Here is a 12,843-nt window from a genome sequence, read left to right on the forward strand (position 1 = left end):
CCCGTGCCGCACCGGCACTTTCCTTGAGCGAAGAGGCTAGCAATGTCCACCATCCAACGCGCCGTCGATGTCGGCGTCTTCATTCCCGTCGGCAACAACGGCTGGATCGCATCCACCAATGCACCCAAGGTCCCTGGCAGCTACGAGCACAACCTGCAGGTCACGCTGCTGGCCGAGAGGCTGGGATTCGATTTCGTCCTGAGCATGGCCAAGTGGCGCGGCTACGGCGGCCCGTCGAAACATTGGGACGTGACGCTCGAGTCGCTCACCACGATGGCAGGCCTGGCACAGGCCACCAAGACGATCGACATCTGGGGCACGGTGCACATGATGATCTTCCCGCCGGCCATCGTCGCAAAGATGGTCGCCACGCTCGATCAGATCTCGGGCGGCCGCGTGGGCCTGAACCTGGTCTCGGGCTCCAATCCGCACGACCTCGGCCAGCTCGGGCTGTGGAAGCCGCTGGACCATGCCGGCCGATACGAACTGGCCGACGAGTGGATCAGGGTGGTCAAGCGCCTCTGGAGCGAGGACCGCGTGGACCACAAGGGCACGTTCTTCGAGCTCAACGACTGCATGTCCAATCCCAAGCCGTCGAAGCGCCCGACCATCATCTGTGCAGGCGCATCGGACCGCGGCTTCCAGTTCACCATCGACAACTGCGATGCGAGCTTCTTCACGGCGAGTGACGACGACGCGTCGATTGCGCGCGGCAAGCGCGCCAAGGAACTCGCCGTCCGGGCTGGAAAGCCCGACTTCAAGTCCTATGGCCTGTTCATGGTCGTCCCGGGCCGCACGGACGCCGAAGCACAGGCACGTCTCGACCGCTTCGACGCCGGCGTCGACCGCGAGGCGCTCGCGACGCAGACGGCGGAGTACTCCTCCGACGTGAGCGCCAAGCAGAACTTCGCGGCGCAGTTCTTCATCGACCAGGGCGCGCGCGTAAGCTCGGTGCTGGGTGGCACGCTGACCGGTTCGGCCGAGTCGCTCGCCCGGCGCATGGCGCGCACCATCGTCGAAGGCGAACTCGACGGCGTCACCCTCATCGTGCCGGACTTCATCGAGGACCTGAGGTTCATGGCCGAGGAAGTGTTCCCGCGCATGGAGGAACTGGGCGTCTCGACGAAGCTCGGCAAGAGCCTGGAAACCGCATGACCATCGCAGCGCAAGACGCGAATCGCATGCGCCGCCCGGGCCCTGCGCACATCGCGCCCGTGCCGCCCGAATGGCCTTGGGAGCACGACATGCCTCCGGCGCCCGCGGTGCGCGCCGGCCGCACGGTCTACCTGTCGGGTCAGCTGGCGCTCGATGCGCAGGGACGGCTGGTCGGCAAGGGCGACCTGCAGGCCCAGGCTCGCCAATGCTTCGACAACATCGAGGCGATCCTGGCACGCGTCGGCGGGCGCATGCACGACATCGTGAAGATGACGAGCTACTTCACCTGCCAGCTCGACGCGCGCAGTTCGCAAGACTACTGGGCTGTGCGGCGCGATGTCTTCGGCGGCTACAAGCCGGCCAGCACTGGCGTACAGGTGCAGGCGCTGCTGCTGCCCGATTGCCTGCTGGAGATCGAGGCCATCGCCGTGCTGCCGGAGCCTGCGCCATGAACGCGCCCACCGCGTACTTCACCCGCGGCGGTGTGCGCATCGCGTACGACCGCGCCGGCGACGGCCCGCTGGTCGTGTTCCTGCACGGGGTGGGCGGCAACCGCACCAACTGGGTCGGTCAACTCGCACGCCTGGGCAGCGGCTTCACCTGCGTGGCATGGGACGCGCGCGGCTACGGCGCCAGCGACGACCCGGAGGAGACGCTCGTCTTCGACGATTTCGCGCGGGACCTCGAATCCCTGCTCGACCATCTAGGGGCTGAGAGGGCGCACCTGGTGGGCCTCTCGATGGGCGGCTACATCGCGCAGGATTTCCACGCGCGCTTTCCGGCGCGCGTGGCCTCGCTGACGCTGGCGTCCACCAGCGCCGGCGCCAACCTGCTGAGCGCAGCCGAGCGCGAGGACTTCCTGGCGAAGCGGTTGCGCCCGCTCGAATCGGGTGCGTCGATGGCCGACGTGGCGCGCGGGCTCGTGGATGTGCTGGCCGGCCGGCGTGCCGACGCGGCCATCCGCGCGCGCCTGCGCCAGTCGCTCGAGGCGTTGCGTCCCGACGCCTACCGGCAGACGTTGCGCGCGCTGGTCACGACCGACTTCCGCGACAGCCTCGTGCGGATCCTGGTGCCCACGCTGGTCGTCGTCGGCGAAGACGACCGCGTGCTGCCGGTGGCAGAGAGCCGCTACATCGCCGAGCGCGTCAAGCGCAGCCGCATGGTGGTCATCGAGCGGGCCGGCCATCTCTGCAACATCGAGGCGCCCGACGAATTCGACGCCGCCCTGTTGCAACTCCTTTGTGAAAACCACACGCGGGCGAGTTCGCTTGCCTGCGACCAGCCGACGTGATCCCACCCGCCCCCGACAGGACCATGAACAACCCCGCGACATCCCAGGGCGACCACGCCATCGAGTTCCACGGCGTGGGCCATCGCTTCCGCGCCTCCGACGGCAGCGTGGTACACGCGCTCCACAACGTCGACTTCACGATACGGCGCAACGAATTCGTCGTGGTCGTGGGGCCCAGCGGATGCGGCAAGTCGACGCTGCTGCGCCTCGTCGCCGGCCTGATCGCGCCGCACAGCGGGTCGGTGCGCATCTTCGGAAAGCCTGTGACCGGGCCGCGAGACGACATTGGCTTCGTGTTCCAGAAGCCAACGTTGCTGCCGTGGATGAACGTGATGGCGAACCTGACGTTCCCCGGCGTGCACCAAGGACGCAAGCTGACTGCGGCCGACACTCAGCGGGCCGAGGAACTGCTCGAACTGGTGGGGCTCAAGGACTTTCGCCGCAAATTCCCGGACGAGCTCTCCGGCGGCATGCAGCAGCGCGTGGGAATAGCGCGCGCGCTGCTCTCGAACCCGGAGATCCTGCTCATGGACGAGCCCTTTTCCGCACTTGACGCGCTCACCCGCGACGCACTGAGCCTCGAACTGATGCAGTTGTGGAGCGAGCGCAAGAGCACCGCCGTGTTCATCACGCATTCGATCGCCGAAGCCGTGCTGCTGGCGGACCGCATCGTGGTGCTGGCGTCGCGTCCTGGGCGCATCCGCGAGATCGTGCCGGTCGAGCTGGCGCGTCCCCGCTCGCTGGCGACGACGCGAGAGCCTCTCTTTCACGACTTGTCGGACCGGCTGCGCGAGCAGCTGCTGAGCGGGCACGCGCTCCACGCGGAGGCCCTGGCATGAGCACGTTCGGAGAGGCACTGCCGATGCGCGCGCTGCCTGCGGCGCGGCTGTGGCGCATGCCGCAAGCCATCCTTCCGCTGGCGGCGGTGTGCGTGATCCTGTGCGTGTGGGAAGCCGCGAGCAGGTGGCTGGGCCTGCCCGAATACCTTCTGCCAGCACCTTCGGCCATCTGGCATGCAGGCCTGGCCGTCGGTGCTGCCACCTGGATCGACCACATCCAGGCCACGCTGCGCGTCATCGTGCTGGGCTTCGCACTGGCCTTCGCCGTGAGCCTGCCGCTGGCCGGCGCACTGCACCGCTTCGAGCTCTTTCGCAAGGGCTTCTATCCGCTGCTGATCGTGGTGCAGTCCACGCCGGTCGTCGCGGTCGCGCCGATCCTCATCGTCACGCTGGGCGCCACGGACTTGGCGCGCGTGGTCATCACCGCGCTGATCAGCTTCTTCCCGCTGGTGGTGGGCATCTCGACCGGTCTGGCCCAGACACCGGCGGAGCTGATCGAGCTGAGCCGCTCGCTCAAGGCCGACGCGCGCAACGAGTACCTGCACATCCGCTTGCCCTTCGCCATGCCGTATGTGTTCTCCGCCATGCGGGTGGCCATCACGCTGGCGGTGATCGGCGCGGTGATCGCGGAGTTCGTGGCGTCGGAGAAGGGCATCGGCTACTTCATCCGCTTCTCCACCTCGTACTTCAAGGTGGCGCAGGCCTTCGCGGCGCTGGGCGTGCTGGTGCTGCTGAGCCTGGCGCTGTTCCAGTTCGTCAATGCGGCGCAGCGCCTCTTCTATTCGCGCAGCCTGCCGCGGCGCCACGGCGAGCACTGAACCATGGCTTGCACAACCCTTGCAGCCCGGCCCGGGGAGCGGTTGCGCCTCCTCGTGGAGTCGGTCCGCACAGAGGCCGAGGGCATCAAGCGATTCGAGCTGGTCTCACCCGACCGCGGTGTGTTGCCACCCTTCGAGGCCGGAGCGCACATCGACGTGCAGACCCCGGCCGGCCTGGTGCGCCAGTATTCGTTGCTCAACGACGACCGGGAGCGCCATCGCTACGTGATCGCAGTGCTGCGCGACAGCGCAGGACGGGGCGGCTCCGTCGCCATGCATGACGCGGTGCATGCCGGCATGCAACTCACGATCGGGCAGCCGCGCAATGCCTTCGCGCTGGACGAGTCGACGGCACCCGCGGTGCTGGTGGCCGGGGGCATCGGCGTGACGCCGCTGCTGTCGATGGCCCGCAAGCTCTGGTGGCAGGGACGTGGCTTCCGCATGCACTTGGCGACGCGGTCGGCTGCGCGCACGCCCTTCCCGAAGGAGATCGGCGAGTCGGCGTTCGCGCACCGGGTGTTCCTGCACCACGACGACGGGCCGCCCGCATCGCGCCTCGACGTCGGCCGCCTGGCCGATGGCCTGCCGCCGAACGCGCACCTGTATCTGTGCGGTCCGGCCGGGTTCATGGAGGCCGTGGCGGGTGCCGCTGGCAGGCGCGCCGATGTGATCGTGCACACCGAGTTCTTCGCTTCGCCCGCTGCACGGGACGAAGGTGGCGGCGCCTTCGAACTGCGGCTCGCGCGCAGCGGCACGGCCATGGTGGTGCCGCGCGGCGTGAGCATCCTCGAGATGCTGCAACGCCATGGCAGCGATGTGCCGACCAGTTGCGAACAAGGCATCTGCGGCACCTGCATGACCACTGTGCTCGACGGCGAGGTCGAGCATCGCGACCACTTTCTTTCCGCGCGCGAGAAGGCGTGCGGCAACCGAATGCTCGTGTGCGTATCGCGCGGGCGGCCGGGCACCACCCTCACTGTCGACCTCTAGGAGAAAAGTTCATGTTCCTACCCGTCAAGAACGCCGGCGCCAAGGGCCCTCGGCCCGCCCACAGCGGATTCAGCGAATCCGACTGGGGCATCCTTGCTTCGTTCTGGCATCCCGTGGCGCTGTCGAGCGAGGTGACGGACAAGCCGTGGGGTACCACGCTGCTCGATGTGCCGGTGGTGCTCTATCGAACGCCCGAGGGCGTGAGCGCGGCGCGCGACGTGTGCCCGCATCGCAGCGCCCGACTCAGCCTGGGCACTGTCAGGGATGGTCGCCTGGTGTGCGGCTTCCACGGCTTCGAGTACGCCGCAGACGGCGCCTGCACGCGCATTCCGGCGCTCGCGGCCGACACGCCGATCCCTCGGAAGCTGTGCCTGCAAGCCTATCTGTGCCAGGAGCGCTACGGCCTCGTCTGGGTCTGCCTGTCGAAGGTGCCGCGCGCGGGACTGCCCGAATGGCCGCACATCGAGGATGGTTCGGGCATCGTCGCGGTGGTGCCACCGGGCACCTGGAATGCCTCGGCTGCCCGCCACATTGAGAATTTCACCGACCTGTGCCACGTGCCCTTCATCCACACCTCCACCTTCGGCGGTCCCGAGGTGGTGATCGAGCCCTATGAAGTGCAAGTTGACGGCATGAAGCTCGCGTTCGAGGCGCCGGTGGTCGAGCGCGTGCGCTATGTCGGCGAGGACACGGGCTACGCGCAGCCGCAACTCAACCACGCGATTTACCGCTACGAGACCATCCTGCCCTTTTCCACGTCGGTCAAGGTACACCATCCCGAGAAGGGCACGACCTACCGGGTGTTCGACGTCGGCTCGCCGGTGACGGCGAGCACAACCCGCATCTTCCAGATCGTGGTCGACGAGGGTCGCACGGTGCCAGCCGAGGCGTTGATCGACTTCACGGAGCGCATCAACGGCGAAGACCTGTCGCAGGTCGTCGCCCAGTCGCCGCAGGCCTTGCCACTGGACCTGCGCGACGAGATCCACATTCCGGCCGACCGCATGTCGGTCGAGTACCGGCGTGCGCTGGCGGCGCTGGGACTGGGGGCCGACATGGCCCGCTGAAGCCCCGGTCGCACCCGATCCAACCGAAGAGCCCTTGAACGGTCCCCACACGCGCGGGGCGCCGACGGGTTTCCCTTGCCCGCAATTTCATCAACGAGGAGTAGTAGTCCATGAAGAGCCAGTGCCTGAAGTCCATGATGGTCGCCGCAGCATTGCTGCTGGGCGCCGCGAGTTCCGCGGTCGCAGCCGACAAGATCGCCTACCAGCTGGGATGGATTCCCAGCGGCGCCAACGGGATCGAATACCTTGCCAAGGCGGAGAACTACTTCGCCAAGGCCGGACTCGACGTCGAGATTCGCAACGGCAACGGCTCGGCCGATGCCATCACGCGCGTGGCCGCCGGCTCGGCCGACATGACGGCAGTAGGCATCGAGTCGGTCTACGCCGCCGTCGCCCAGCAGAAGCTGCCGATCCGCGTGATCTACAGCATCTACAGCAAGAAGCCGGATTCGATTCATCTCTGGGCCGCCATGCCCTTCACCGGCCTCAAGGACCTCGCGGGCAAGAAGATCGCGACCTCGGCCTACTCGAGCATCAACGTCGTGTGGCCGTTGTTCCTGCAGAAGAACGGCGTCGATCCGGCCAGCGTCAACCTGCTCAAGGTCGATGCGGTGGCGCTCGCGCCGCTGGTCGCTAGCGGCCAGGTCGACGGCATCCTCGAATGGGTGACGGGCGCGCCGACCGATGCGTTGGTGATGAAGTCCGCCGGCAAGGAAATGCGCGTGGTCAAGTGGTCGGACTTCGGCTACGACAGCTATGGCTACGTCATCGTTGCCAACGAGAAATTCCTCAAGGAGCGCCCCGAAGTCGCCAGGCGCTTCCTCGATGCATTCGTGAAGGCCAGCGCAGCGGCAGTCGCCAATCCTTCCGCGGTGGGCGTCGCGATGGCCAAGACCGTCTCGGGGCTCGACGCCAAGGTGTCGGGCGAGGAGTTCGGCGCCTCGGTGCCGTTGATCGACAACGAGATCTCGCGCAGGGACGGGCCAGGGCGCTTCGACGCAGAGCGCGTCAAGACCACCTGGGGCTGGGTTGCGAAGTCGCAGGGGCTGTCCGCCACCGCGCTCGACCCGATGGCAGTGATCGACCAGAGCTTCCTGCCGGGCGCCAGGTGAAGCGCCGCCACCCATTCCCCACGAACCGCAACGAGACCGACGACGCCATGCCCGATTTCAGATCGACATTCCCCCGCGCGCTCACTGCAGCAATTGCCCCGATTCTTGCCTGCTTCGGCGCCTCGGCCCAGGCGGAAGACTATTCGCAGACCAGCATCCAGCTGGCCTATACGACCAGAGACAAGAACGACTACATCATGGGAACGGGCGCCTCGGGCGGCGACCGCACGACGCTGCGTTTCGAACACTTCGGAACCTACTCGCTCGGCGACAACTACGTCATGTTCGATGCATACAACGGCCAGAAGCTCGGGGAGGGCAACAGCAACCAGCAGAACTTCTTCGTCTGGAACTCACACATGAGCCTGGGCAAGCTCACGGGCAAGGAGCTCTCGTGGGGGCCGATCAAGGACGTGCTCGGAATGCTGCGCCTGGAGGACGGCAGCTATGGCAACTACCGTGCAGGCTCGCTCGGCGCCAGCGTGTACTGGAAGCTGCCCTTCGGCGAGCAATCGCTGCTCGAGACCTCGATCCTCGCGCGTCAGAAGGACTACTCGGTCGGCCCGAGCCAGGTGCGCGAGACGCGGCCGCTGTACCGCGTCTACTTCTATGTGCCGTTCCAGGTCGCGGGAATCAGCGCGAGCTTCAGCGGCCCGGTGTACCTGAGTCCCGCCGGCGGCGGCGCGAGAGATTTCTACATGGAGCCAGAGGTCTTCGTGAGTTTCGGCCCAAAGGATGTCTATTCGATCGGCGTGCGCATCGAGTATCACCGGGTCACGGGCACGCTGGCGCTCAACTCCGCCGGCGAAAGATCTCGCACGACCACCAACTTGGCGCTGCGCTGGAACATGTGAATTTGGCCTGGAATTCGCCTTTTGGAATTCTCCGCACACTTACTTGCTTCTGCGATTGCCGCGGCGAAGGGCCATGACTCCCGAAGTCAAGTGGGTCGACGCACTTGCCGCTGTCATCCATCGTTCTCTCTGAGAAAGCCCTGGTCGCCTTGACTATGGCTTTCCGATCAGGGCGATCGCCTTGGCCCTCACTTCCGACAGTTCCGCTGCCGAGACAGTTCCTTTGCGGGTGGCCCTGCGCACGATCCAATCAAGACTTTTCACCTGATCGGCCAGCGCCGCGCCAGCTCTCGCTCCAGCAATCAGCACCTCAAAGGGGTAGCCTTTATTCTTACTGTGTTAGTAAATTTGGTCTCGCTGATGTCGTAGGCAACAGGGACACCGGGGCAGGTTACGAGCCAAGAGAGCGCCGATACGCAACCGCAAGCTCGTGATGGAGGATGGGACGTGGCGCTGCGCCCTCTGGGCTTCCTCGAGGTTTGTAATGCGTGGGTAGGGCAGGCTCCTCGCGAGCGGAGTTTTTTTACCCCCGACCTCGTCGGGATGCTGCAGGCGCTGAGCCAGCAGGAAGCCGTAGGCGGCGATGCTGAGACTGGCGTGGTGTTCTGTCTTCCTTTTTTCGCCAAAGGCGAGCTATCTCGGTTGGCGTGCCTTCATTCCCTGTGCAGGTACGTGCCTTCCGCTAGATTACGCACCGGAGTGTCTGGAAAGCGGCTTGAAACCTCTTGTCGTGCTGTGGGGGCGATTCTGGAGCGGCTTTGTTGTACCACGGGTTTCGCGCGCTTCAGAAGAAGTCATCCGGCTTTCGGATGGGTCAGCTCACGTCGTCGGGCTGCCCGCCCCTGCTGGATTTTGAAAGTGCCGCAAGGCCGGCAGAGGTGGCTCCGGTTGTCTGAACACGCTTTGACCTGAGATAAGTGGATTGGCTGCTGGTTTGATCTTTCAATCTTCAGGCCCCTGCCAGGCCGCCGGAGGCGCCCCGGTTGAGCCATGTACTCATGGTTCAACCCATCAGGCAGCCTCCTTCATCGCCGGCAGCGGGGCGAAGTAGAACTCGTCGGGTGTGCGCTTGTCCAGCGACGAGTGAGGTCGCCGGACATTGTAGAAATCGATGTAGCGCGCGATACCTGCCTTGGCCTGGGCGACCGAGTCGTAGGCGTGCAGATATACCTCTTCGTATTTCACCGACTTCCAAATTCGTTCGACGAAGATGTTGTCGCGCCATGCCCCTCGGCCATCCATGCTGATTTGCACGCCACGGGACTTCAACGCGTCGGTGAACTCATCGCTCGTGAACTGGCTGCCCTGATCGGAGTTGAATATCTCGGGCCTGCCGTACTTGCTGAAGGCCTCCTCGAGCGCCTCAACGCAGAACGATGCATCCATGCTGATGGACACCCGGTGCGAAAGCACCCGCCGGCTTGCCCAGTCCACGATCGCGCACAGATAGACCCAGCCGCATGCCATCGGGATGTACGTTATGTCGGTTGCCCACACCTGGTTGGCGCGGTCGATCTTCAGCCCACGCAGCAGGTACGGATAGACCTTATGGGTCGGGTGCCGTTTGCTCGTGTTGGGCTTGCGGTAAAGCGCCTCGATGCCCATGCGCTGCATCAGCGTTGCCACGTGCCGGCGCCCGACTTTGAAGCCCTCGCGATTGAGCATGTCGCGCAGCATCCGGCTGCCCGCGAAGGGATGCGCCAGATGGATCACGTCGATGCGCTTCATCAGGCTCTGATCGGCCTGTGAGGCGCCGCGCGGCAGGTAGTACACGTTGCCTCGGCTGATGCCCACCAAGGTGGCCTGGCGGGTGATCGGCAGGGCATGGTTGCGGTCGATCATCGCTTTGCGCTCAGCATGCCGGCCTTGGTGAGCGCGCCGGATAAAAAATCGTTCTCCAAGGCGAGCTGCCCGATCTTGGCGTGCAGCTCCTTGAGGTCGATCGCCGGCGGCGCCGACTCTGCACCGAACACGCTGGCGGCGCGTTCAAGCAACTGGGTCTTCCAGTCGACGATCTGGTTGGGGTGCACATCGTGCAGCTTGGCCAGCTCCGCCAGCGTCTTCTCGCCCTTGATGGCGTCCAGTGCCACCTTGGCCTTGAAAAGCGGTGAGTGGTTACGGCGTGGTCTCTTGCTCATGGTCTTCCTGCTTTCTCGGGCCTCGGGCCCGGGGTGATATTGCAGTTTGACCACTTATCGTTGTGTTCGGATTTCCGGCGCCACCTCTGGCATGCCGCTCGAACAACGCCCGTGTGCTGGACCTGGTTCGCATAGCAAAGCCAAGCGTGGTCGTGTTGTCGGCCATCTGGCAGTTCTACAGCGACCCAGGACTGACCGCCACAGTGGCAGCGCTCAAGGAAGCCAGCGTCGGGCGGGTCGTCGTCCTTGGGCTCGGCCTGACACGGAAAAAGGCGCCGGCGCGATTCGTCCTGCAATTGTGGCGAGAAGACCCGCTTCACCGCATGCCGTCCCCACGGCTCGACTACGGCAGGTTCGGCGTCTTCGAAGGCGCTGAGTTCCATGAGCTCTGGAGAAAGCGCGAAGCGATCGAAAATGCCATGCGCAAGAGCGCGCAGCACGCGGGCGCTCAATTTGTCTCGTTGCTTCAATTCCTCTGCAAACAGAATGACTGCCTGATGCGCGCTTCAAGCGAAAGTGGCGAATCTTTCTACATTGATACCGGCAGGATTCGCTTGCCCTTCGCCATCGTGCGCATCGCGCTCATCGAGTAGACGCGTTGAGCGCTCAACCGATCAGATCCATCAATCGGAGGGCCAGCGCGAAGTCCTCTTCGACCACTTGGAAGCGCTGCTCGATGTCGGCCTCGCCGGTCGCAGCGAGCACGTAGCCGATGCGCTGCAGTTTGACCTCGCAAAGTCCCGATTGGAGAAAGCCCGGGTGGATCGTGGTCGCTCGCAGGCCGCACACAGTGATGCCTTCTGCCGAGAAGATGCTGCCGTGCAGAGCCGATCCGTACTCACCGACGATTTGGCGGGCTTGCTGGAAGAGGGCGATCTGGTCGAGGAGGGGATGCTGTTCCGGGCAGATGACCTTGAAACCGGCTTCGGCAGCTTGCTGCTCGATCGCATCGCGGTTGAGAAGGAGCCTGCCGTCGCTGCCCGCAGCGCGGCGCGATAGGAAGAGCCGCTCGAATCCCGCGGGCGGTGTCGGAATGTCGTTCCTTGCTGCGATGCGTTCCACCAGGAATCGCAGGGCTTGCGCCATGTCCGGGTGCACCCGGCTCGAATAGCGGTACATGGTCGGAAGCAGGAGTTGACGCGCCAATACGGTTTCCTGGTAGGGATGAAAGCGCACCAAGCGGCGTGGCTCGATCCCGAGCAGTGCCAGGAGTGCTTCGACGAAGGGGGGCACTGTGGACGGCAGCAGGTACTGCATGTCTTCGATGCGAAAGCCAGCTTTGTGCAGGATGTGCAACCGCGGCAGAAAGTCGATGAGCCAATGACCCCAGATCTGATGCCCAGGGCCGGCGAGTAGAACCAGTGGCGCCTCCACGACACGGCTGGGTATTCGTGTCGCGGTGAGCTCGCCGTAAAGCGCGCACTGGCTGACGGCGTCTGGGGAGACATTGGTCTGCGGCGACACAAGGAAATGTCCATCTCGCGACACTAGGCTGTGAGAGGAAACCTCGACATCGTCCAAGTGATAAAGCCCGACCGAAGGTATATGGTGCTCGCCGTGATAGAAGCGCGCCAGGCTCGGTGAAATGCCGCCGAGCACGAACGCCGGCGCTGGCGGGCACGAAGCTACAGCGGGGCTCAGCTCCAGATACTCTGCAGGAAAGTGGTCCGGCGTAAGTGGCGCAAAGCGCGTCTGTGCCACGCTGGGCGTCTCCGGCGGTGCGGCGCGCTCGATGCTGTGGGTCTGTGCAGGCCTTTTCCAGGGGGCTCTGCGCCAGGCGTCGCGCAGCCGCTGAATCATCCGTTTGCCTTGACGAAGGACGCCAGAATATTGTCTTGCCGTGCGATGGTTTGCAGCGCCGGCAGCGCCGGCAGCGCCTCCAGGGCGTCCTTCAATGTTGCCAACGATGGGTCGAATTCCGCCTCCCAGCTGTCGGACACTTCCAGCCCCAGCATCCGAAGACCCGCCATCCGGGCGACGCGCACCAGATCCTCCGGAGAATATTCGCGAACGTGGGCGGGATCCATCAGCAACAGCTGACCATGGAGCCACTTGTGCAGAGTGATGTACGAGTTGGCATTGGGCGTGGTCAACACGACGCAGCCGCTGGGGCGAACCACCCGCGCGAGTTCGGAAAGCAACTGCAACGCACCCGAGTAGTTGAAGGCCTCGAGGTCGCCAATGGCGGAACTCTCCTTGTCCTTGATGTGTTCGATGGTCTCCGTGCACAACACGAGATCGAAGTCATCGGAGGGCAACGGCAAGGGCTCGCGCAGGTCCGTCTTGGTCTCGAAGGCTTGCCATGGCGCTGTGGTTTGCAGGTAGGCGGCGACCGGTCCAATGCCGCCGATGTCGAGCACCTGGCCGCCGGGCGCGAGGCCCTGGCGCACGACAAATGCCCAAGTCTGGAGGAAACGTTGTCGATGCAAGCGGAAATAGTCGGCCTTCGCCAGCCACTCGCTGTCATAGTATGCGACGAAGGCGTCGTCCGGTGGGTTCGCCGTCATAGTGATCGTGATGGGTCTCGCTGAAGGAAGGGTTGTCATGGCCTCGAGCCACGCACCGGTGTTGGGACGCGC

Annotated in this window: 13 protein-coding genes and 2 pseudogenes; 10 read left to right on the top strand and 5 right to left on the bottom strand. The window is 64.9% G+C overall.

Annotation, left to right across the window (positions count from 1 at the left end):
• The first annotated feature begins 42 nt into the window (after positions 1 to 42).
• From HCU76_RS32050 to HCU76_RS32090, 9 genes are all read left to right on the top strand, one after another.
• On the top strand, positions 43 to 1,155 hold the full coding sequence (locus HCU76_RS32050; protein WP_213956658.1) for an LLM class flavin-dependent oxidoreductase: 1,113 nt from the start codon (positions 43 to 45) through the stop codon (positions 1,153 to 1,155).
• Positions 1,152 to 1,607 carry a RidA family protein gene (locus HCU76_RS32055; RefSeq protein ID WP_256354631.1) on the top strand — a complete coding sequence of 152 codons (456 nt, stop codon included), beginning with the start codon at positions 1,152 to 1,154 and terminating at the stop codon, positions 1,605 to 1,607. The genes HCU76_RS32050 and HCU76_RS32055 overlap by 4 nt, the downstream gene beginning before the upstream one ends.
• A complete protein-coding gene (locus tag HCU76_RS32060; protein ID WP_213956659.1) occupies positions 1,604 to 2,446 on the top strand; it encodes an alpha/beta fold hydrolase in 843 nt (280 codons plus the stop codon). The genes HCU76_RS32055 and HCU76_RS32060 overlap by 4 nt, the downstream gene beginning before the upstream one ends.
• Positions 2,447 to 2,469: 23 nt before the next feature.
• A complete protein-coding gene (locus HCU76_RS32065; RefSeq protein ID WP_213956660.1) occupies positions 2,470 to 3,285 on the top strand; it encodes an ABC transporter ATP-binding protein in 816 nt (271 codons plus the stop codon).
• Positions 3,282 to 4,103 carry an ABC transporter permease gene (locus HCU76_RS32070; protein ID WP_213956661.1) on the top strand — a complete coding sequence of 274 codons (822 nt, stop codon included), beginning with the start codon at positions 3,282 to 3,284 and terminating at the stop codon, positions 4,101 to 4,103. Before HCU76_RS32065 ends, HCU76_RS32070 begins: the two co-directional genes overlap by 4 nt.
• A gap of 3 nt (positions 4,104 to 4,106) precedes the next feature.
• Complete coding sequence (locus HCU76_RS32075) at positions 4,107 to 5,093, top strand: PDR/VanB family oxidoreductase (protein WP_213956662.1); 987 nt, start codon at positions 4,107 to 4,109, stop codon at positions 5,091 to 5,093.
• Between the two features lie 11 nt (positions 5,094 to 5,104).
• Complete coding sequence (locus HCU76_RS32080) at positions 5,105 to 6,160, top strand: aromatic ring-hydroxylating dioxygenase subunit alpha (protein WP_213956663.1); 1,056 nt, start codon at positions 5,105 to 5,107, stop codon at positions 6,158 to 6,160.
• A gap of 110 nt (positions 6,161 to 6,270) precedes the next feature.
• Positions 6,271 to 7,272, top strand: coding sequence for an ABC transporter substrate-binding protein (locus HCU76_RS32085; RefSeq protein ID WP_213956664.1), 1,002 nt, complete (start codon positions 6,271 to 6,273; stop codon positions 7,270 to 7,272).
• A 47-nt stretch (positions 7,273 to 7,319) separates the two neighbouring features.
• Positions 7,320 to 8,126, top strand: a complete 807-nt coding sequence (locus HCU76_RS32090) for an outer membrane protein OmpK (protein WP_213956665.1) — start codon at positions 7,320 to 7,322, stop codon at positions 8,124 to 8,126.
• Positions 8,127 to 8,279: 153 nt separating this feature from the next.
• On the opposite strand, the pseudogene HCU76_RS37355 reads toward HCU76_RS32090, so the two are convergent.
• The 3 genes and pseudogenes from HCU76_RS37355 to HCU76_RS32100 all read right to left on the bottom strand — a co-directional run.
• Positions 8,280 to 8,444 (bottom strand): annotated as a pseudogene (locus HCU76_RS37355) (toxin MazF); the annotation flags it as partial.
• 73 nt (positions 8,445 to 8,517) lie between these two features.
• Positions 8,518 to 8,741: pseudogene (locus HCU76_RS32095) on the bottom strand (IS701 family transposase); the annotation flags it as partial.
• A gap of 396 nt (positions 8,742 to 9,137) precedes the next feature.
• Positions 9,138 to 10,264 (bottom strand): IS3 family transposase gene (locus HCU76_RS32100; protein WP_213956666.1). Its coding sequence is split into 2 segments (ribosomal slippage): positions 9,138 to 10,018 and positions 10,018 to 10,264, totalling 1,128 coding nucleotides; the frame shifts between segments, so codons are not numbered across the junction.
• Between the two features lie 62 nt (positions 10,265 to 10,326).
• Between HCU76_RS32100 and HCU76_RS32105 the strand changes: the two genes are divergently transcribed.
• On the top strand, positions 10,327 to 10,857 hold the full coding sequence (locus tag HCU76_RS32105) for an SGNH hydrolase domain-containing protein (protein WP_345944705.1): 531 nt from the start codon (positions 10,327 to 10,329) through the stop codon (positions 10,855 to 10,857).
• A gap of 13 nt (positions 10,858 to 10,870) precedes the next feature.
• On the opposite strand, the gene HCU76_RS32110 is transcribed toward HCU76_RS32105, so the two are convergent.
• Both HCU76_RS32110 and HCU76_RS32115 read right to left on the bottom strand, forming a co-directional pair.
• Positions 10,871 to 12,064: a DUF563 domain-containing protein gene (locus HCU76_RS32110; protein WP_213956668.1), complete on the bottom strand. Its 1,194-nt coding sequence runs from the start codon at positions 12,062 to 12,064 to the stop codon at positions 10,871 to 10,873.
• A complete protein-coding gene (locus HCU76_RS32115; protein ID WP_213956669.1) occupies positions 12,061 to 12,810 on the bottom strand; it encodes a methyltransferase domain-containing protein in 750 nt (249 codons plus the stop codon). Before HCU76_RS32115 ends, HCU76_RS32110 begins: the two co-directional genes overlap by 4 nt.
• Between the last annotated feature and the right edge of the window lie 33 nt (positions 12,811 to 12,843).

It is taken from the genome of Variovorax sp. dw_308, from assembly GCF_019207085.1.
Classification (GTDB): Bacteria; Pseudomonadota; Gammaproteobacteria; order Burkholderiales; family Burkholderiaceae_C; genus Variovorax.

What these genes read in the sequence shown, in the direction of transcription:
- HCU76_RS32075 (WP_213956662.1), top strand. Translation starts at nt 4,107, where the DNA reads ATGGCTTGCACAACCCTTGCAGCCCGGCCCGGGGAGCGGTTGCGCCTC.
- HCU76_RS32060 (WP_213956659.1), top strand. Translation starts at nt 1,604, where the DNA reads ATGAACGCGCCCACCGCGTACTTCACCCGCGGCGGTGTGCGCATCGCG.
- HCU76_RS32055 (WP_256354631.1), top strand. Translation starts at nt 1,152, where the DNA reads ATGACCATCGCAGCGCAAGACGCGAATCGCATGCGCCGCCCGGGCCCT.
- HCU76_RS32050 (WP_213956658.1), top strand. Translation starts at nt 43, where the DNA reads ATGTCCACCATCCAACGCGCCGTCGATGTCGGCGTCTTCATTCCCGTC.
- HCU76_RS32115 (WP_213956669.1), bottom strand. Translation starts at nt 12,810, where the DNA reads ATGACAACCCTTCCTTCAGCGAGACCCATCACGATCACTATGACGGCG.
- HCU76_RS32090 (WP_213956665.1), top strand. Translation starts at nt 7,320, where the DNA reads ATGCCCGATTTCAGATCGACATTCCCCCGCGCGCTCACTGCAGCAATT.
- HCU76_RS32065 (WP_213956660.1), top strand. Translation starts at nt 2,470, where the DNA reads ATGAACAACCCCGCGACATCCCAGGGCGACCACGCCATCGAGTTCCAC.
- HCU76_RS32110 (WP_213956668.1), bottom strand. Translation starts at nt 12,064, where the DNA reads ATGATTCAGCGGCTGCGCGACGCCTGGCGCAGAGCCCCCTGGAAAAGG.
- HCU76_RS32070 (WP_213956661.1), top strand. Translation starts at nt 3,282, where the DNA reads ATGAGCACGTTCGGAGAGGCACTGCCGATGCGCGCGCTGCCTGCGGCG.
- HCU76_RS32085 (WP_213956664.1), top strand. Translation starts at nt 6,271, where the DNA reads ATGAAGAGCCAGTGCCTGAAGTCCATGATGGTCGCCGCAGCATTGCTG.
- HCU76_RS32080 (WP_213956663.1), top strand. Translation starts at nt 5,105, where the DNA reads ATGTTCCTACCCGTCAAGAACGCCGGCGCCAAGGGCCCTCGGCCCGCC.